16 protein-coding genes are annotated in these 16,614 nt (G+C 59.3%); 2 read left to right on the forward strand and 14 right to left on the reverse strand.

Annotated features, from left to right (window positions below):
- Positions 1–377: 377 nt before the first annotated feature.
- From CO667_RS29285 to CO667_RS29340, 12 genes are all read right to left on the reverse strand, one after another.
- Positions 378–1,244, reverse strand: a complete 867-nt coding sequence (locus CO667_RS29285) for an N-acyl homoserine lactonase family protein (protein ID WP_040140026.1) — start codon at positions 1,242–1,244, stop codon at positions 378–380.
- The gene (locus CO667_RS29290; RefSeq protein WP_237359381.1) at positions 1,216–1,719 is read right to left on the reverse strand and encodes a hypothetical protein; all 504 of its coding nucleotides are present in this window, start codon (positions 1,717–1,719) and stop codon (positions 1,216–1,218) included. Before CO667_RS29290 ends, CO667_RS29285 begins: the two co-directional genes overlap by 29 nt.
- Positions 1,716–2,759 (reverse strand): aldo/keto reductase, encoded by a 1,044-nt coding sequence (locus CO667_RS29295; protein ID WP_096771277.1) that lies wholly within the window; start codon positions 2,757–2,759, stop codon positions 1,716–1,718. The genes CO667_RS29290 and CO667_RS29295 overlap by 4 nt, the downstream gene beginning before the upstream one ends.
- A gap of 249 nt (positions 2,760–3,008) precedes the next feature.
- A complete protein-coding gene (locus CO667_RS29300; RefSeq protein WP_064843713.1) occupies positions 3,009–3,965 on the reverse strand; it encodes an L-threonylcarbamoyladenylate synthase in 957 nt (318 codons plus the stop codon).
- Between the two features lie 119 nt (positions 3,966–4,084).
- On the reverse strand, positions 4,085–5,065 hold the full coding sequence (locus CO667_RS29305) for an aldo/keto reductase (RefSeq protein WP_064843712.1): 981 nt from the start codon (positions 5,063–5,065) through the stop codon (positions 4,085–4,087).
- 3 nt (positions 5,066–5,068) lie between these two features.
- On the reverse strand, positions 5,069–6,352 hold the full coding sequence (oiaX, locus tag CO667_RS29310) for a 3-oxo-isoapionate-4-phosphate decarboxylase OiaX (RefSeq protein ID WP_096771285.1): 1,284 nt from the start codon (positions 6,350–6,352) through the stop codon (positions 5,069–5,071).
- 5 nt (positions 6,353–6,357) lie between these two features.
- Positions 6,358–7,392: an aldo/keto reductase gene (locus CO667_RS29315; protein ID WP_064843711.1), complete on the reverse strand. Its 1,035-nt coding sequence runs from the start codon at positions 7,390–7,392 to the stop codon at positions 6,358–6,360.
- Between the two features lie 64 nt (positions 7,393–7,456).
- On the reverse strand, positions 7,457–8,455 hold the full coding sequence (locus tag CO667_RS29320; RefSeq protein ID WP_004129775.1) for a substrate-binding domain-containing protein: 999 nt from the start codon (positions 8,453–8,455) through the stop codon (positions 7,457–7,459).
- 95 nt (positions 8,456–8,550) lie between these two features.
- A complete protein-coding gene (locus tag CO667_RS29325; RefSeq protein WP_004129777.1) occupies positions 8,551–9,513 on the reverse strand; it encodes a ribose ABC transporter permease in 963 nt (320 codons plus the stop codon).
- 38 nt (positions 9,514–9,551) lie between these two features.
- The gene (locus tag CO667_RS29330; protein ID WP_040140011.1) at positions 9,552–11,084 is read right to left on the reverse strand and encodes a sugar ABC transporter ATP-binding protein; all 1,533 of its coding nucleotides are present in this window, start codon (positions 11,082–11,084) and stop codon (positions 9,552–9,554) included.
- 70 nt (positions 11,085–11,154) lie between these two features.
- Entirely contained in the window at positions 11,155–12,042 is an 888-nt protein-coding gene (locus tag CO667_RS29335) for a 3-keto-5-aminohexanoate cleavage protein (protein ID WP_028753509.1), read from the reverse strand.
- A gap of 10 nt (positions 12,043–12,052) precedes the next feature.
- Positions 12,053–13,405 carry a four-carbon acid sugar kinase family protein gene (locus tag CO667_RS29340; RefSeq protein ID WP_064843710.1) on the reverse strand — a complete coding sequence of 451 codons (1,353 nt, stop codon included), beginning with the start codon at positions 13,403–13,405 and terminating at the stop codon, positions 12,053–12,055.
- 151 nt (positions 13,406–13,556) lie between these two features.
- Between CO667_RS29340 and CO667_RS29345 the strand changes: the two genes are divergently transcribed.
- A complete protein-coding gene (locus tag CO667_RS29345; protein WP_004129782.1) occupies positions 13,557–14,351 on the forward strand; it encodes a 3-oxoacyl-ACP reductase family protein in 795 nt (264 codons plus the stop codon).
- A 100-nt stretch (positions 14,352–14,451) separates the two neighbouring features.
- Entirely contained in the window at positions 14,452–15,153 is a 702-nt protein-coding gene (locus CO667_RS29350) for a GntR family transcriptional regulator (protein ID WP_004129783.1), read from the forward strand.
- Positions 15,154–15,369: 216 nt separating this feature from the next.
- On the opposite strand, the gene CO667_RS29355 is transcribed toward CO667_RS29350, so the two are convergent.
- Together CO667_RS29355 and CO667_RS29360 are read right to left on the reverse strand one after the other, a co-directional pair.
- Positions 15,370–15,825 (reverse strand): RpiB/LacA/LacB family sugar-phosphate isomerase, encoded by a 456-nt coding sequence (locus tag CO667_RS29355; protein ID WP_040140203.1) that lies wholly within the window; start codon positions 15,823–15,825, stop codon positions 15,370–15,372.
- Positions 15,826–15,837: 12 nt separating this feature from the next.
- Positions 15,838–16,608 carry a triose-phosphate isomerase gene (locus CO667_RS29360; protein ID WP_064843709.1) on the reverse strand — a complete coding sequence of 257 codons (771 nt, stop codon included), beginning with the start codon at positions 16,606–16,608 and terminating at the stop codon, positions 15,838–15,840.
- Positions 16,609–16,614: the final 6 nt, after the last annotated feature.

The raw sequence follows: 16,614 nt of genomic DNA on the forward strand, positions 1-16,614 counted from the left end.
ATGATGGGACACGTGAAGACGCATGATGGTGCGATTGCACCACTCCATGCATGGCCGAAGGCGCTCATTTTCTAACGAAACAAGGATGGTTTGGAGGTTCAAGCGCAAATGTCGTCGCCATGGAGAATGGTCCCGCGCGTCAGCCGCGCACGGAAGATGGAGGCCTTGTCCTCCAGGGTGAACATCGCGGACTACCGGGCCGTCATCAAAGCGGGCGCGAATATAGGGCTTCTTCACCGGGCAGATCACCGTAGCGGGCAAGGTGTTTGGAAAAGGCCGGAGTCACTGTGAACTGACACCCGGCCTTTTCTCTGCTTATCGCCTTGGGAGGACGATTGTGAACGATGCAGCTTGGCGTTCGCGCTGCTTCAAATCGATCAAACTCTTGATACGTCTCCGTCGGCCACACAAATCTCGACGAGCATGAGCTGGCGAGCCGTCAGACGCGACGGATAGATTTTTGACAGCTGCTCCTCGTGCATGGGAACAATTCGTCGTTCGTCCATACCAACGATTTTGAGCATCTCCTCGGCGGACTCGATCAGACGTGTCTGGCTGCCATTGGCAAGGCCCGGCGGCACAAAGCAGGGATCGGTGGCGTCCTCACCCGTGAGGTTGCTGTAGGTGTAGATGACGTCGCCGGACAGGATAAACTTGCCGTCTCCACCGCCGGTCTCCACCACCACATATTGCGATCCTGCGGTATGGGTGTCGAATGCCGGATAGACGTGAACGCCTGGCACCAGGTTTTCCCGCTCTCCCTCCACCAGCTCCAGGCGGCCTTCGATATTTGCCTGGGTCAGATAGAGGATATCCGCCGGATTCAGTCCGGCCTGCAATGAACGGAAGCGCCGACCCTTTGCCAGAATCCACATCCAGGATTCCAATTCTTTCTTCTGAATGAAAATCTTAGCATTTGGGAAGAACTTTAGGCCGCCAATGTGATCGAAGTGCGCGTGCGTGAGGATGACATGCGTGACGTCCTGGGGCCTGATCCCGCATTCCCCGAGAACGATTTCCGGAGGCGTCCAACCGGTAACGCCAATCGAATTGGCGATCTGGCCTCCGAAATCGGCGGCGTCGTGACCGGCATCAACCAGAACGACTGCATCTCCTGTCTTGATGAGAATGTATGCGAACGGCAGGTTCATCGTGCCCTGATTATGGGCGCCGTAAAAAACCCCGCTGACCGGGTGCACCGGGCTTCGAGAGTATTCAAGCACCCAGATCGAATGCGTTCCCATGGTCTTCCTCCCCATGTCCAAGGGACCCTCCACAGCATGCTGTCGTGTCGAAGGTCGACGTGCCTAAGATGGCGGCCGATCGTTTCAGCTGGATCGCCGCATTTGAAAGCAGCCCCAGCAGGGATGCATCTGAAACCAGGACACCGCGCTGCAGGTGCTCCTCCGCCTCGACAAGCAGGCCATCTGCCCGTCCAAGATGGTAGACTGCGTGGCCCTGTCCTGCGAGAAAGCGCGAGCCCGCAAGCGAGGAACGGACGGATCGCTTTATCTCTGTGGCGCGATCGGCGAGTTCTCCAATCAAGAGGCGCATGCTCTTCTCCCTCAATGCCATATGCATGAAGGAGTAGATCGCGAGAAGCTCGCCATAAGTCCTGACGAGCGCCTCGAGGCATGCGCGCGCCTCCGGCGATGGAACCGAACCCACGAGCGCTTCGCAGCGGAAGCCGCCGAAAACGGTGCCTCCGCGGGCCATCATCGTACAGCCGTCGGCAGCGGAGCGTTTGACGGAAGAAGGCTCGCTTCAGTCAAAGCGTCCCAAAATGCAGGGGGTATTGTCTCGTTGATCGCCTTGACGTTCTGCTCGACTTCCAATGCGCTCTTTGCACCCATGACCAGCGTGGCCACTGCCGGATGCGCATAAACGAATTGCATCGCCGCTGCAGGCAAGCTCACCGCAAATCTCGAGCAAATGCTCTCGATGGCCTTGACCTTTTCGACGACGGCCGCAGGAACCTTGCCGTAATCGTAAGTGGCCGCGGGACCGCCGACGCCTGTCGCCAGAATTCCGGAATTGAAGATCCCGCCGGCGATCACGGAGACGTTCCGCTGGAGCAACTCGTCGAACGCGGCCTCAAGCGGGGCATGATTCAAAAGGGTGTAGCGGCCGGCGATCAACGAGCAGTCGATCGGAAATTCACGAGCGACACCGACCACGGAGTCGGTTTCGTTGACCCCCAAGCCGATGGCTGAGACGGCTCCGCTGGAGCGAAGCTCGTCCAGTGCCTTATAACCGGAGGCCCGCAGCTGATTCCAATAGAACTCGCTTTGGTCGCCGTGCCATGCCCGACCAACGTCATGCACGAGAAGAACGTCGATATAGTCCAATCCGAGGCGCTGCTGGCTGTCTTCGAATGCGCGCATCACGCCATCATAGGTGTAATCGTAGGTATCGAGAAACGGAAGCGGGTCGATCCACTCGATGCCGTAGACGGTTTCAAGCTTCTTTGTCCTGCTGGCGGGCTTCAATACACGACCAACCTTGGTGCTCACCACCACGTTTTCGCGCAGCTTGTTCGCCCTGAGGGCATGGCCAAGATAATGCTCCGATTTCCCAAAGCCATACATTGGCGCGCAATCGAAGTAGCGGATTCCGACCGCGTAGCCAGCGAGGATCGTCGCTTCGAATTCGCCGTAGGAGACATCGGCGTTGAAGCCAGAGAGCGGCACCGTGCCTAGCCCCAGCGAAGTTACCCGCACTTTGCTTTTTCCGAGCGGTCTAGTTTCAAGTTCGGTCATGTGATCATCCCTAGATGTCGGTAGGAGGCGTCGAAGCGATGTAGCTTCCGCCATGCCGTCATTGTTTGATTAAAGCCCGTGCCCCAATGCGTGCCAGGTCGCGCCGGCGTCTGCCGCCAACCTCACCAGAAGGACCTCCGTGGCCTGACTCCTCAATCAGCAAGGTGTAAGGTATAAGGTCATACCTATAGAGGCAAGCGTTTTTTGCATGCCGCCATCCGCATTTGGCGAATCGCTTAAAAATGCCGCCTACGCGCAACGGGGCGCGGCAGCTCGTCTCAGCCGATCGTTGATTGCCCTGCCAAGGCCAATCAGAGGCACAGGGGCGAATGCAATCACGTCACCCGCGCCGGCCAAGGCGTCGGCTTCACTCATGGCGGTGTAGAGGTTGCGGGCAGCTTCCTGAAGGTCACCGGAAGAAGACAGCGTCATTTGACAGCCCTCGCACCCCGGTCCGAAACCGACCCAGACCATATTGGCGGCAGGACGGTCGACATTCATCTGAACGGCGGCTTCCGGAGCATAATGGCTCTTTAGCTGGCCTGGTGCCGAGACCTTTTGGGGGCCAGTGTCCTCGTCAATCGGGCCGAGTAACGCTTCCAGTGCCTCCCGCGGAACTGACCCGTGGCGTAGAATGATCGGAGATCCGACCAAAGACAGAATAGTCGATTCCAGGCCGTGATCACATATGTCTTCTTCCACGATTCCCGAAATCCGTCCGTCCAACTGGCGGACAACTTCCACGAAGCGGGTCGAGGTGACCTTCCCGGAACGATTGGCTGAAGGCGCTGCCACCGGAAATCCGACGGCCCGGATCAGCCGTTGGGCGACACTCGACGAGGGAAATCGGATTGCGACATTTTTCATGCCCGCGGTAACTGCGGTTGCGAGCCCCGCGTCTTCCCGCTTTGGCAGGAGCAATGTCAGAGGTCCCGGCCAAAAGCTGGCAGCAGCCAACTCTGCCTCCGGATTGAAATGTGCCATCCTGCGCGCCATTTCCACGTCCGAAACGTGGATAATCAGGGGATTATGCCGCGGGCGTCCTTTGGCTTCATAGATGCGCTCGATCCCGGCGGGGCTGCTGGCGTCCGCGCCGAGCCCGTAAACCGTCTCCGTCGGAAACGCGACAACTTCGCCATTTCGCATGAGCCGGGCGGCAGCTTCAATCGCGCTGTCGCTGACGTCAAAATGACGGGTGGTGGTCATCTTTTTCCTCGCGCTGGTTCTGGAAGGGAGCAGAGATCGATAGACCAAAGCCATTGGCTCAGGAGGCCCGGTTCGGCGTGCCTCCTGACAGCCTCAACGTCGTCCCCGCTGAGCCAAACTCAGTTCAAGCCGACTACGCTATGCGGCACGTATGGCTCCTCGAGTTCGCGGACCTCGTCGTCGCTTAGCTTGACGGCCAAGGAAGCGACGGCATCCTTCAGATGCTGTAGCTTCGTTGCGCCGATTATAGGAGCCGTCACGCCCGCCTTTGTGTTAAGCCACGCCATCGCAACGAGGGATCGCGGGACGTTCTTGTCGTCTGCAATCTTTGCGACGACGTCTACGACGCGGCGATCCGCCTCGTCCGCGTGACCGTAGAACCGAGCGGTGACATTGTCGGTCTCGGACCTCAAACTGCTTTCCTCCCAAGGCCGGCTGAGGCGCCCGCGAGCCAGCGGACTGAACGCGATGATCCCCACCCCTTCAGCTTTACAGAGCGGCAACATCTCCCGCTCTTCCTCGCGATAAAGGAGGTTCATCTGAGCTTGCATCGAAACGAAACGCGACCATCCGGCAGCGTCCGACTTGTAGAGCGCGCGCGCAAATTGCCATGCGTAACAATTGCTGGCTCCGATGTAGCGAACCTTGCCGCTTCGAACGAGATCGGTCAGCGCTTCCAGCGTCTCTTCGATCGGGGTCGAATTGTCCCAGAAATGAATTTGGTAGAGGTCGATGTAGTCGGTCGCCAGCCGCTTGAGGCTGGCCTCAGCCTCCGCGATGATTGCCTTGCGGGAAAGTCCGACCGCATTCGCTCCGTTGCGCATCTTGCCGTAGACCTTGGTGGCAATGACAACCTCATCACGCTGCACCATCTCCCTGAGCAGCTTGCCGATGATCTCCTCGCTGGTGCCGTCCGAGTAGGCATTGGCCGTGTCGAAGCAGTTTATGCCCTGTTCGAGTGCCTCTTTGATAAATGGCCTACTGTCGTCTTCGGACAATGTCCAAGCATGGTTGCCGCGATCGGCGACGCCGAAACTCATGCAACCGAGAACCAGTTGCGAAATTTTGAGACCTGACCGGCCAAGCTGACGATATTCCATCTGTCATCTTCCTTCTGATACGGTTTTAGAGCCGAACTTGGCGAGCGACTGCGCCAGCTCTGGATGAGATTTGGCATATTCATGGAGATCGATCCCGGCGACCGCGGCATCCCAGGCCGCACGAACCGCTCTGACACCCGCCGACGGCCCGCCGGGATGGCTGACGACGCCACCACCACAAAGGTAAAGGTGGTCAAGCGTCTGCTCCGTCCTTCGATAGGTCTCAGGCGCCTGTCCACCCCATTGACCCGAACAAACGACCGGTAACGGGCGGTCGGCATCACTGAAGATCGGTTTCTGGAGATCATGGAACGACTGAACGAAAGACGCGTCCGGCTCCCAGTATTTGGCGGCAATGCCGTTGATCTGGAATTGGTCGACGCCGAGAAGTCGCCAAAGCTGTTGGTAGACCGAGAAATCGAACCCAAGACCAGGATGTCGGGTGAGAAGATCCCAGCCGTTGCGATGGGCGTGCAAGACAAGGGACGACCGCCGACGCAGGAACAGAAAAGCGCCCTTGCCGATCGAATTGATGTTGATGACGGCGGCGTTTCCACCCTCGCGCACGACCAGGTCGTGCTTGCGAACCATCTCGTCGGGATCGACGTCGGAAATGCCGAAGGCATACATCACCTTCTTGCCGGTGCGCTGCTCCTGATCCCGGACGATCGGCATGATCGCTTTCACCCGCGCCTCCAACGAGGAGTACGGTGGCGACATCAGTTTCTCGTCGTCCTTGATGAAGTCGACACCGGACGCGACGAGTTCAGCAACCACCTGCGCCGTTTCGTCCGGGGTGAGGCCGAGCGCGGGCTTGATGATCGTGCCGATGATTGGCCTATTGTAGACGCCGGTCAGACGCCGGGAGCCTTCGATCCCAAATTGAGGCCCCGGGTAGACGCCTTCAAACTCTGGAGGCAGCTGCAGGCCGACGACCCTCAGCCCGGTGAATTCCTTGATCGACCAGACCCCGCCCAATGCAACCGTGGTGACTGCCGCGAGGTCAGTTCCGACGGCCTCCAGGGGATAGGCGATTGTTGTCTCCGCTCGGTTGAAGACTTCGCCCGCTGCAGGGAGCGAGGGAACCTCGACAGAGTCCAGTTTCTCGAAAGCGACCACGCGCGCGGCCGCGCGCGCCTTCAGTTGCGGCGTCTCTCCGGGCAGGTCAACAAATGTACCCGTCGACTGGTCGCTTCCGATCTTGACCGCCAAGGCCTCAGCGCTCCCGGCGGTCTCAATCCGATAGGTGACCAGAATGTCCGAGGGCCTGCGCTGAGCCAGATCCATCGCGATCATGCCTCCGGAACTGGCGCGGCTTCAGGGATGAGGCCGGACGACTTCAGGTCGGCCCAGAACGCAGCCGGAACCGGCGTCGAGATCGCGGCGACGTTTGCGACGACGTGTTCGGGCGCCAGCGCTCCCTGTACCACCGCGGTCACTGCAGGATGTGCGTAGACAAATTGTGTCGCTGCAGTCGCAAGCGAGACGCCATGGCGCTCGCAGACGGCTTCGAGCGCCTCGACCTTGCGGACGATCGCTTCAGGCGCGGGCTGGCAATCGTAGGTGCGGGTGGTTGTCATCGACTTGCTACCCTCGGCGAGGATGCCGGAGTTGTAGATGCCAGCCGCAATGATACCGATGCCGCGACGCTGCATTTCTGGATAGAAATGGTCGAGAGCGCCGTGGTTGAGCAGGGTGTAGCGCCCGGCGACCATGGAGCAGTCGAGATCAAATTCCTCTGCCACCTGCAGGACCGACGCGGTTTCATTGACGCCGAGGCCGATGGCCTTCACGGAGCCTGTGCTGCGCAGCTCGTCACACGCCTTGTAACCGCTCGATCTCAGCGCCGAAAGGTGGGTGCTATACGCCTCGCGGTGCCATTCGCCGCTCACGTCGTGGAGATAGAGGATGTCAATGTGGTCCATACCCAGGCGCTGCTGGCTATCTTCGAAAGCGCGCATGATGCCGTCATAGGAATAGTCGTAGTCATCGACGAATGGCAGCGCCTTCACCCAGTCGATGCCGTAAAGGCTCTCGGCGCGCTTTGCGCGGCTTTCCGGCTTGAGTATCCGCCCCGCCTTGGTGCTGACCACGACCTTGCCGATGAGATCGTTGTTGCGAAGGACATGGCCGAGGGAATGCTCGGACTTTCCAAGGCCGTAAAGGGGCGCGGTGTCGAAATAGCGGACACCCAAGTCGTATGCCTTGAGGACGACCGCTTCGAAAGTCTGGAAGCTCACATCGACATTGCACCCACCGAGCGGCGAGGTACCCAGCCCTAGCGAGGTCAGCGTCACATCGGTCTTTCCAACTTTTCTCTTCAACATGATGGTCGATCCTATTTCCCTGGTGTAAGGCGGACGGCCGTACGGGCCGTCCGCCGTTGTCCGATTACATGTACTTCTCGACATTGGTGGAATCGAGCACGAGCCACGGCACGACGTAGTCCTTCTCGGTGCCGCCCTTCCATTCCATCAGCGAGCCCCAGATTTCGGACTGCGGCTTGTAGCTCTCGCCCTTGATCGCCCGCAGTGCGAGGTCGACCGCGCCCTGGCCTTCGGCGCGGGCGTACTTGTAGAGGCTGACCGCCATCTCGCCCTTCTTCACGGCGCGCTTTGCGTCCGGAATGCCGTCGATCGCAAGAACGGGAACGGTCTTGAGATCGATGCCGGCGCTCTTCATGGCTTCGATCGCGCCAAGCGCCATCTCGTCGTTTTCCGCAAGGACGCCGTTGATCTCACCCGGGTGTGCGAGCAACCAGTTCTCCATGAGCGCCTGACCCTCGGCGCGGCTCCAGTTGCCTGTCTTGTCTTCGATGAGCTTGAGGTTCGGGAACTTGGCGAGACCAGCGTCTATGCCTGCGCGGCGCTCGATCTGGGCCGACTGGCCGATCGGACCCTCCATGAGGACGACGTTGCCGCCGTTCGGAAGGCGCTTGGCGAGTTCCTCAGCGATGATCCGGCCGCCTTCGGTATCGTTAACGATGATGGACGCGGTGTATTTCGTCGACTTGGTCTTGAGCGCCGACACGATAAGCGGGATTTTCGCTTCGGCGGCCTTTTCGATCGGCGGCGCCGAGGCCTCGAGGTCGAAGGGTGACATGATGATCGCGTTGAATTGTTGGGTGATCGCTGTGTCGATCTGGTTCGCCTGTGTCAGTGGATCATACTTGCCGTCGAAAACGGTGATCTCGACCTCGCCCGATTTGACGGCGGGATGGTTCTGGATTTCCGTCGACCAAGCCTTCATGTACTCGCCGGACTCACCGAACGAGAGAGCCGCGATCCGAATTTTGTCCTGCGCGAAGGCGAAGTTCCCGCCAGCCAACGTCGCTACGGCGATTGCCATACCCACACCCGCATTGAGCAGGTTCCTCCTAGACATCTGCATTTCATATTCTCCTCTGGTTTAAGATACGTCCGGACGCGACACGCTGGGCCGGACATTGTCGCCGGCCTTCCCCGGCGGCAATTTCGGGATTGGTCTTATTTGCGGATTTGGTCGGCGATGACCGCGACCACGATGATCGTGCCCTTGAGGACCTGCTGGTAGTATGAAGACACGCCCATGAGGTCCATGCCGTTGTTGATCGTGCCGATGATGAGCGCGCCGATCAGTGTGCCGAGCAGCGATCCGCGGCCGCCCGCAAGGCTCGTCCCGCCGATCACGACGGCGGCGATCGCGTCAAGCTCATAACCGATGCCCGCTTGCGGCAGCGCAGCGGTGGTGCGAGCCGTCAGGACAAGCCCCGCAAGACCAGCCAGGAGGCCCGAGATCACATAGGTCGCACCGACGATCACCTTGGTGGAAATGCCGCTCGTGCGAGCCGCCTTCTCGTTGCCGCCAACTGCGTACACATAACGGCCGAAAGTCGTATAGTTTAAAACGGTCCATCCAATCAGGAAGACGACGAACAGGATGACGATCGGTACCGGGATATACATGATCTGCCCGGAGCCGATCCACTTGAAGGGATCCGACAGATTCGGGATGGGGCGTCCTTCCGAAAAGATCAAGGTGAGACCGCGGGCCACGCTCAACATGCCAAGCGTCACTACGAACGGCGGGACCTTGACCGCGGCAACAAGCACGCCGTTCACCAAGCCGAGGCCGGCTCCCGCCGCGAGGCCCGCAAAGATACCGAAAAGCACGAACTGCTCGTTGGTCTCCGTTACGAGGCTGGCGGCGATCATGCCCGCGAGCGCCATTACGGAGCCGACCGATAGGTCGATGCCCTTAGTAAGGATGACGAAGGTCACTCCGATCGCCAGAATGCCGTTGATCGACGACTGGCGAACGAGATTCAGCCAATTCAACCATGTCATGAAGTACTGGTTCGCGAACGCGAAGAACGCGACGATCAGGAAAAACACGAGAACGATGCTGAACTGCCTGATCATTTCCCCGGCGCGGAAGTTTCCGGGCTTCGCCGCAGCGATGGTATTCATTACTCAAGTCCTCCCGTGAATGGGGCTATGACCGCTCATCAGCTCGCCATGTCCATAAGCGTCTGTTGCGTTGCTTCGGCACCGTCGATGATGCTGAGGAGCTGCCCCTGTTTGAAAATCGCGATCCTGTCGCTGAGCTGCATGATCTCCGGTGCCTCCGAGGAGACCACGAGGACGCCGTTGCCCTTTGCCGCGAAGTCTCGCAGGAACGCGTAGATCTCCTGCTTGGAACCTTCGTCGATGCCACGCGTCGGTTCGTCGCAAATGAGAAGCTTTGGATTTGTCAGAAGGCACCGGGCCAGCACGACTTTTTGTTGGTTGCCCCCTGACAGAGTTTCGACGGCAACATCTGGCGACGCCGACTTGATCCTCTGTGAGACGATCATGTCTTGAACTGCGCTGCGCTCTTTGTCCCCGCGGATGAAACCGCTGATGGCCATCAAGGCCAGCGATGAAAGCGTGATGTTGTGGGCGATCGATGCCGAGAGCACGAGACCACTGTCCTTGCGATCCTCGGTCACCATCGCCATTCCACGTTGAATTGCGTCCTTAGGACTGCCTGGCTTGACCTTACCGCCGTTGAAGACAACTTCGCCTCCCGTTGGTGAGTGCAGCCCGAATATTGTCTCGAGGAACTCGGTTCGTCCGGACCCAAGCAGCCCGTAGATTCCGACCACTTCGCCGGACGCCACGTCTAGCGAGATGTCTCGGAAATGAGGCCCGCGCGCCAAGTTCGAGACCGAAAGCAGGATTGGCGCGTCTTCGAGAGGCTTGCCCTTCTCGACCAGCTTGACTTCACGGCCGACGATCTGTGTCACAAGATGACGGCGGTCGATGTCTTTGATGTTTCCAGTCTCGATGAAACGGCCGTCGCGGAAGACTGTGTACTCATCCGCGATCTCGAAGATTTCGGTGAGTTTGTGAGACACGTAGATAATTGCGGAACCGCGCGCGGTGATCTTGCGGAGCGCGTTGAACAAGACATGGACTTCGTGTTCGCCGATAGCAGATGTCGGCTCGTCCATGATGACGATATGTGCCCGATAGCTGAGAGCCTTCGCAATTTCGACGAGCTGAATCTGGGCGAGGCTCAGCTCCCCCATCTTCTTGGCAGCGTCGACTTCAAAGCCGAGTTCATCGAGGAATGCCTGGGCGTCCCTGCGCATCTGGCTAAAATCGACGAGCACGCCAAGTCGCTTCGGCTCGCGGCCAAGGTAAAGGTTCTCGGCGACGGTCATCTCGGGGACGGGGGAAAGCTCCTGCGTGATGATCGCGATGCCGTGACGCAAGGCGTCAGCGGCGCTTTTGAAGTCGACCTGCTCGCCATCGATCTCCACTATCCCTCCATCGCGGCGGAGCAGTCCCATCGTGATGTTGAGGAATGTCGACTTGCCGGCGCCGTTACCGCCGCACAAGGCATGGACGGTCCCGGCCTTTAGAGTTAGTCGGCCATCAACGAGCGCTGGGACGCCGTTGAACGACTTTTCCACGCCCTCGGCCCGCAGAAGCACGCGTGCCGAAGACGACTGCGCGGTTCCCTGAACTGTTATCTTCTCAGTTGCGTTGACCATGATATGACGTCATACCTCGTAAAAATCCAAATCTATGCCTCGTGTGTGCGGATCGCATGCCTTATTGGATCTACGCGGCGTCCAGTTCGAGGATCGCGCGTGCCTCCTGGGGTGTAGCGGGCTCACGTCCGACCTTTTGGGCAATCTCAACAGCGCGCGATATGACTTCCGCGTTCGTGGGTGTGCCGAACTCGCGATAGGGATAGTCGCCTATTCCAATAGCCATGTGGCCGCCCAGACGGCAGATCGCAGGAGCAATGTTCAACAGATTGCCCCCAAGGCAATTGACCGTCCATTCGATCGGCCGGTCGTCGGGCAGAAATGCAAGATGCGCCATGAGACCCGCCTCGGTCGGCGGATGCCCGGTAATGTATCGCCCTCCCGTTAGGTGCAGGAGAAAGTAGGCGGGCCCCCTCACAAGGCCCGCGTCCATCAGAGCGATCGCGCGGCGCGTGAACCCGACAGACCAGGAAACCAGCTTCGGCTTTACGCCCTTTTCGGCCAAGGTACGCGCGTAGTGCGCGAGACTTTCGGTCGTGTTGAGATACAAACGTTCTGGATTTTCGAACCTGCGCGTCTCGGCATCCCAAAGCTCGAGATTGGCCGAACCGGTATCGATGGGCGCAATATCGGGCTTCGTAGCAGGGTCCAATGCCAGGGTTGCGACCGTGTCGATGCGCTTCATGGCGTCGGCATCATTCGAGATAAAGCCGAGCGTGGGAAGGATGAGTAGATCGGTCGCCTGCCTGACTTCGCGGATGATTTCGGCGTTTGCCTCAACGGTGTTTGTCGCACCGCCGTCGGCTGTCCTGGCATGATAGTGGAGAATCGCCGCTCCCGCCTTGCGGGCTGCAACGGCGGCCTCAACGATCTCGTCGGCGGTGTATGGGATATTAGGGTTGGATGTGCGCGGCGCGTACTCGTTGACCCTGGCTTCGAGGATGATTTTCTTTTGCATCTTTCGCTCCTTACGCCGCCAGATAACCCGAGGTGCCCGCCTTTGCCCGCAGGAAGAAGTCATCGGCACCAATCTGCCCGCCCTTCAGCATGACTTCGAGGCCATCGACTTCGGCGTCGCCCGGCGCATCCAGGCGGCAGACATGGCAATTTTGAACTTCGTCAAAAACGGCGATCTCGAGCGCTTCGGCGCCGATTGTCCGCACCGCATAGCTCGAACTGTCACCGCCCGAAAACACGATCCGCGGCAAGGAAACCGCGCGGCGCACGGCACGCGCAACGTCACAGTAGATGGCGCCCAAGCGTTCCGCGGGAACATCGCCGCCGGCCAGACGGCCGGTTTCCCCGCGAGCCGTGTAGATGATTGTAGATCGACCGCGCACAAGGCTCTCGATCGCCTTCAAAGCAGCCTCCCGCGCAACTGCCTCAGCATCATCATCGGACCGGACTGTCGAGACATCCAAGTGGACAAGGTTCCACCCGGAAGCTTCGGCCACCGCAATCTGGCGCCCGGTTTGCAGGGCGCAACTACCTGATAAGACGAGTAGATTTTCGACGCCGGCAATCTCCGTCTTGACGGGCTCCGCCGACGATAGCAGGCCCAAGCGGGCCCAAAGAGCGCCGAGTTGTTGCGCCAAGCCTTGAGCTGCTAGCGCGAACATCGGACGTGTCGGATACCGCGCCCAGAGCAGATCGGCGACAGCCGCAAGATCCGCATTTTCGAGCCCATCGAAAATGACCCCTGCCCCCTCTTGGAAGGCCTTGAAGACACGCTCCTCCATTGCCGAGCGGTTCCGGATTGCGGGAAGCGTGACGTTGACGAATTCCTTATCTGTCTGCCCAGCCAGATGCATGCGCAGATCCGCCTCGTGCATCGGCGTCCTGGGGTGGCGCGACATGCTCGGGTGCCGGTCGAGCCGCTCAATCCTGTCGGCAAAGCGCGCGAAATGATTTCCGAAACAGGTGTAGCGCCCGAAGTCCGGGGTCGCGGCGAGGACTGGAACGTCCCTCTTGCCGAAGTGAGCCGCAGCGCGCGCCAGAACAGCACCATAGCTTCCAACGGTGGGCGACGAGTCGAACGTCGAACAGATCTTGTATTGGATAAGCGGACTGTTGAGGGTGCGCATGATCGAAAACGCGCTGTCAAGCTCCTCGTCGAGCTCGACGCCGGACAACGCCCTTGCGGTACCGGCGAAGCCAAGCACATCATAAGACAGAGCATCTGTTGACGCCGTCTGTGCTGAAGGGCGTGCGAGATAGAGTTTTCCCTTCACACCACTGCGATGGAACTGCGCCAGGTTTTCGGAAGAACCCGTGAAGTCGTCGCCGTAAAACACGGCCTTGAGCTTGCCAGCTGATGTCATCGGATCCTCCCAATATCCCGGCCGAGGATATCTTCCTCCATACATCAGCCGGGCTTCACTCTTGACAATACTCATAGAAGCAGCTCATAACTCTGTCAAGGTCATACCTTATACCTTATACCTCATATCGAGAAAATTGGAGGACGACGAGATGAGACTTTCTGGACGCACTGCCGTGGTGACGGGCGCTGGCCGGGGCATCGGACTGGCAATCGCTGAAGCCTATGTTCGCGAAGGCGCGAATGTCGTTATCGTCGACCGCGATCTGGAAGTGGCGAACGAAGCCGCCGAGCGGCTTGGGGAGCGGGCTTTGGCCGTCCGCGCCGATATTTCCGTCAACGAAGACGTTGAGACGATCGTTAAGGAAACGATTGGCCGATTCGGCACGGTCGACATACTCGTGAACAACGCGGGCGTGGGCGCAACCACTCTGTTTCTCGAAAGCTCACGGGAGGAATTCGAACGCGTCGTCCGGATCAATCTGACCGGAACATTCCTCGTGGCGCAAGCCTTTGCTCGGATCATGGCCGCCAAAGGCTATGGGCGGATCATCAATATCGCTTCGCTGTCCGGTCAGAAGGGAGGTGTCGGGCGTTCGGCCTATGGAGCCTCAAAGGCCGGCGTCGAACTCCTCACGAAGGTTATGGCGGTCGAACTCGCGGAATCGGGAATCAATGTGAATAACATCGCACCGGGCCCGATATTGACCGAGGTCTCGAAAGTCATGCACACGGTCGAAACGCGTGACGCCTATCATCGGCTCGTTCCGCAACGCCGTTATGGCGAACCATCGGAAATCGCTGATGCCGCGGTGTTCCTGGCGAGCGACGATGCTGCCTATATTACGGGGCACACCCTGAACGTCGACGGCGGCTTCCTGGCCGCTGGCCTCATGTTCCCATTCGATCCAAAAGCCTCGAAGCGGCTGGGACAAATCAGCGAATAACCTGGAGAGGTGGCCAGTTCGACGTTCGGCATTTGTCGCAAGCGGGAAAACGCGGTATGACCTCGTACCTTTTCGATTTCTGATTGGAGCGTGACCAGGAATGCTGTCTGTTGACCCAAAGAAAATCCCAAGCCGGCTGGACATAGCGCTCGACTACATTACGGGCGAAATTGCCAAAGGCAACCTCGGGCCTGGTGACAAACTTCCCAATGAAAAAGAGCTGGCCCAGCTTCTCGGGATCAGTCGCACTCCAATCAGAGAGGCGATCAAAACGCTCGCGGTCTCGGGTCTTGTCGAGACGCGTCATGGCTTTGGAAATTACATCCGTAAGGACGAAGGCCTTCCGGCGATGCCGCTCGCGATGTTTCAGCTCTATCTTCAGAGCTCGACGCCTGAGATGCTGATGGAACTGCGATACATTTTCGACCGCAACTGTTCAGAACTCGCGTCGCTGCGGCGTACGGACGAAGACCTCGCCACGATGAGAGAGTGCATCGACCGACTAAAAAGGCTGTCGGAGGATGCGAACTCCGCGATCGAAGATCTCCTCAAGGCCGATCTCGATTTCCACCGAGCAATATACAAAGCCGCCGGAAACCCGTTGATCGTCGTGATCGCCGACTTCGTGCTGACGATGGTCGCGCCTTGGGTGCAAAAATCGCTAGAGGTCAGTGGCAAATGGCGCGCAGTCGATCTCCACGAACACATGTTTCAGATGATCCGGGACAGAAAGACCGGTGACCTCAGCCGCGAGAGCGTCGAGGAAAACATGGAACACTTCCGCACATCCCTGCTGAAATGACAGCCAGGGCATCACGTCAAGGCGTGGCGCATCTTACATTTCCCGCAGGTCGCACTGCGATCATCACCGGCGGCATCTGAAGGCGGACGCGAAGCCCGGATACCGTATGCCGCCCGGCCTATTCGCCGGGTTCTGAAAATTGCCAGAAAACGATAATGCGCCAGGCTGATTGCGCCTGGCGCATCGACCGCGAGCAATGCATGCCCAGCCTTCCAACTAGCGGGCGTGGTATTTCGTATCGACCTCGTCGATGGCGGCAACATTGCTGGCCGAGCGACCGTTCTCGTCGAACCTCTGGGCGAGGAATGAGTCGACGATCGTCTTCGCAAGTTCCGATCCAATGACGCGGGCGCCCATGGTAATGATCTGGGCGTTGTTCGACAACGCCGCCCGCTCGGCGGAATAAGTATCGTGTGTGAGGGCTGCCCTAATACCCGGCACCTTGTTTGCCGAAATGCAGACGCCGATCCCGGTGCCGCACACCAGGATGGCCTTGTCATAGGTGCCGTCGAGCACGCCGTTGGCGACCCTGTCGGAGAGGTTCGCATAGAAATCGTCGAGACCGGCGTCCGTCCGGGAGACCTCGAACACCTCAAAACGGTCCTTGAGATAATCGGCGAGGACCTTGGCGAGGCCCTCGCCCGCGCTGTCGCCTGCTACTGCAATTTTCATCTTCATCACTCCTCAGATTTTGGCCGCGCACTTTTCGAGGATGTCGAGGTAGCCCTCGATCTTCCAGGCCGAGCGGCCGATGAACAGCCCATCGACATGAGGGCAGGATATGAGCTCTTCGCAGTTGTCTGCGTTGACCGAACCGCCGTAGAGGCAGGGAATGCGCCGGCCGAGCACGGCTTCCGCGAACGCGATGATCTCGGCCTGGCGGGCGTCGGCGTAGTCCGCTGTCGCGGGGATCCCATCGACGCCAATGGCCCAAACAGGCTCGTAGGCAAGCAGTATCGGTTTGTGCTTCTGGTCGGTAGAAAGGCTTCCCAACGCGCCACGAACCTGGCGCTCGAGGACGTCGCGGGCTCGCCCGGCCTCGCGTTCGGAAAGTGTCTCCCCTATGCAGATGAGCGGGATCAAGCCGTGGCGAACCGCCGCCTCGACTTTCAGTCCTACCGTCACGTCCGTCTCACCGAAATGTTCACGCCTCTCGGAGTGACCAAGCTCGACGATGTCGAGGTTGCAGTCTGTAAGCATCAAGGCCGAAATCTCGCCCGTCCAGGCGCCCTCCTCGTCCCAGTGCATGTTCTGCGCGCCGACCTTTACCGACGTGCCCGCCAATGTGGTCTTCACTTCCCGGACAACAGTGAAAGGAGGGATGACAAAGCGCTGGATGCGCGGATGGGACGTGATGTCTGCGGCCCTGAGACCGTGCGCAAATTGCGCGGCATCGGCAAGCGTCTTGTTCATCTTCCAGCTGGTGCCAATCCAGAGGGTTTTCTTCTCGGTCATGTCCCG

Source organism: Rhizobium sp. L43 (genome assembly GCF_002531725.1).
In the GTDB taxonomy this organism is placed as follows: Bacteria; Pseudomonadota; Alphaproteobacteria; order Rhizobiales; family Rhizobiaceae; genus Rhizobium.

Bases quoted from the DNA above. Each gene is read 5' to 3' on its own strand.
- CO667_RS29295 (WP_096771277.1), bottom strand. From the start codon at position 2,759: ATGACCGAACTTGAAACTAGACCGCTCGGAAAAAGCAAAGTGCGGGTA.
- CO667_RS29290 (WP_237359381.1), bottom strand. From the start codon at position 1,719: ATGATGGCCCGCGGAGGCACCGTTTTCGGCGGCTTCCGCTGCGAAGCG.
- CO667_RS29330 (WP_040140011.1), bottom strand. From the start codon at position 11,084: ATGGTCAACGCAACTGAGAAGATAACAGTTCAGGGAACCGCGCAGTCG.
- CO667_RS29320 (WP_004129775.1), bottom strand. From the start codon at position 8,455: ATGCAGATGTCTAGGAGGAACCTGCTCAATGCGGGTGTGGGTATGGCA.
- CO667_RS29315 (WP_064843711.1), bottom strand. From the start codon at position 7,392: ATGTTGAAGAGAAAAGTTGGAAAGACCGATGTGACGCTGACCTCGCTA.
- CO667_RS29325 (WP_004129777.1), bottom strand. From the start codon at position 9,513: ATGAATACCATCGCTGCGGCGAAGCCCGGAAACTTCCGCGCCGGGGAA.
- CO667_RS29345 (WP_004129782.1), top strand. From the start codon at position 13,557: ATGAGACTTTCTGGACGCACTGCCGTGGTGACGGGCGCTGGCCGGGGC.
- CO667_RS29335 (WP_028753509.1), bottom strand. From the start codon at position 12,042: ATGCAAAAGAAAATCATCCTCGAAGCCAGGGTCAACGAGTACGCGCCG.
- CO667_RS29300 (WP_064843713.1), bottom strand. From the start codon at position 3,965: ATGACCACCACCCGTCATTTTGACGTCAGCGACAGCGCGATTGAAGCT.
- CO667_RS29285 (WP_040140026.1), bottom strand. From the start codon at position 1,244: ATGGGAACGCATTCGATCTGGGTGCTTGAATACTCTCGAAGCCCGGTG.
- CO667_RS29360 (WP_064843709.1), bottom strand. From the start codon at position 16,608: ATGACCGAGAAGAAAACCCTCTGGATTGGCACCAGCTGGAAGATGAAC.
- oiaX (WP_096771285.1), bottom strand. From the start codon at position 6,352: ATGGATCTGGCTCAGCGCAGGCCCTCGGACATTCTGGTCACCTATCGG.
- CO667_RS29355 (WP_040140203.1), bottom strand. From the start codon at position 15,825: ATGAAAATTGCAGTAGCAGGCGACAGCGCGGGCGAGGGCCTCGCCAAG.
- CO667_RS29340 (WP_064843710.1), bottom strand. From the start codon at position 13,405: ATGACATCAGCTGGCAAGCTCAAGGCCGTGTTTTACGGCGACGACTTC.
- CO667_RS29350 (WP_004129783.1), top strand. From the start codon at position 14,452: ATGCTGTCTGTTGACCCAAAGAAAATCCCAAGCCGGCTGGACATAGCG.
- CO667_RS29305 (WP_064843712.1), bottom strand. From the start codon at position 5,065: ATGGAATATCGTCAGCTTGGCCGGTCAGGTCTCAAAATTTCGCAACTG.